This window comes from Gilvimarinus sp. F26214L (assembly GCF_054401055.1).
In genome coordinates this window covers 1-1,130 of the sequence record NZ_JBTIYG010000036.1, presented here as the reverse complement: position 1 = coordinate 1,130, position 1,130 = coordinate 1, and the positions used below count along the sequence as shown (strand labels likewise).

Genomic DNA, 1,130 nt, shown 5'->3' with positions numbered 1-1,130 from the left:
TAGTAAGTCAGCCCGTTCTTTTCGTACAACTGCGAATTGGCAGTGCCTAGTGGTAAATCCATATGACAGTTAACGCCCGCAACAGCGGACTATTTGTAGCGACAGCGAAAAATTGTTCCGCTGCTTGCGTTTGTTATAGCGCGTCGAACGTACTTGCTACAGCTCCACAGTAGACCGCGATTAACATAGATAGCACGATTACTCTGCGCTGAAAACGCGCCTCTGGAATTGCAAACCTCGCGTTCCTCTGTGCCCCTACCTGGAACACCAAAGCCGTCAGCCCCACAATACCTGGAAGCAGAATGCCTGCCCCATCGGCGAGCGCGTAAGCCCCCAACGCTAGCAAACAGAACCCGATGAAGTACCAAGTCATCTCCAGAGCTTTGCTTGGCTCTACGTTGTATTCGTGCTTGGTTGTATCCATAAGCTCTCCTTAGCTATAACGCCCGCGTTACGGGCTGGTTTGTAGCGGTAGCGGAAAACCAGTCCCGGTACACGCGATTGTTAAAGGTTGTCAGCACGGAACCTGATGAAATGCATTTCGAGGCCCTCGTCTCGCTCGATGTTAAGCCGGTAAGCTTTGCCACCGCGCGGCACCAGAACAGCCTGGCCGCTTCGTTCGTCTGTAGAACTCTCACCAGCCAGTTGCCAGGGTGGCGCCCAAGCACCTGCCTCAATGCCTCGGCTCCTACACCCCGCCGTTTGAATTCGTTCTTTACAAAGAACTGCTCGATATCGTACGTGCTTAGTTCCCCTGGGTAATTCCGCAGTAAACAGAAGCCAGCCAACTCGCCCCATGCGTAAATCCAGTAGGGCCAATGTGATTGCGCACTCCAGTACTTAGCCAAGGAGCTAAAATGCTGGTTGATTGTATCTGGCCGCCGCTCACCAACCATCTCACGAATGTACGCCTCGTAGAGCGGTTTTATCTTGTGGGCCGATTCTGACGGTATTCGCTCGATGTTGACTTCCATGTGAGCTATCAAAGACCTTTAACGCCCGCAACAGCGGGCAATTTGTAGCGACAGCGAAAAATTGATCCGCTGCTTGCGATTGTTAAATGTTGTCGCGTTTTGAACCATGAGCCGACAGCAGGTAGAAGGGCGCATAGCCCGTAAATACAATTGATC

General features: G+C 52.1%; 2 protein-coding genes. Both read right to left on the bottom strand.

Features of this window, described 5'->3' with window-relative positions; genetic code table 11:
- Positions 1-133: 133 nt before the first annotated feature.
- Complete coding sequence (locus ACURWW_RS17205; RefSeq protein ID WP_445618379.1) at positions 134-424, bottom strand: hypothetical protein; 291 nt, start codon at positions 422-424, stop codon at positions 134-136.
- A gap of 13 nt (positions 425-437) precedes the next feature.
- Positions 438-974 (bottom strand): GNAT family N-acetyltransferase, encoded by a 537-nt coding sequence (locus tag ACURWW_RS17200; RefSeq protein WP_445618380.1) that lies wholly within the window; start codon positions 972-974, stop codon positions 438-440.
- Positions 975-1,130: the final 156 nt, after the last annotated feature.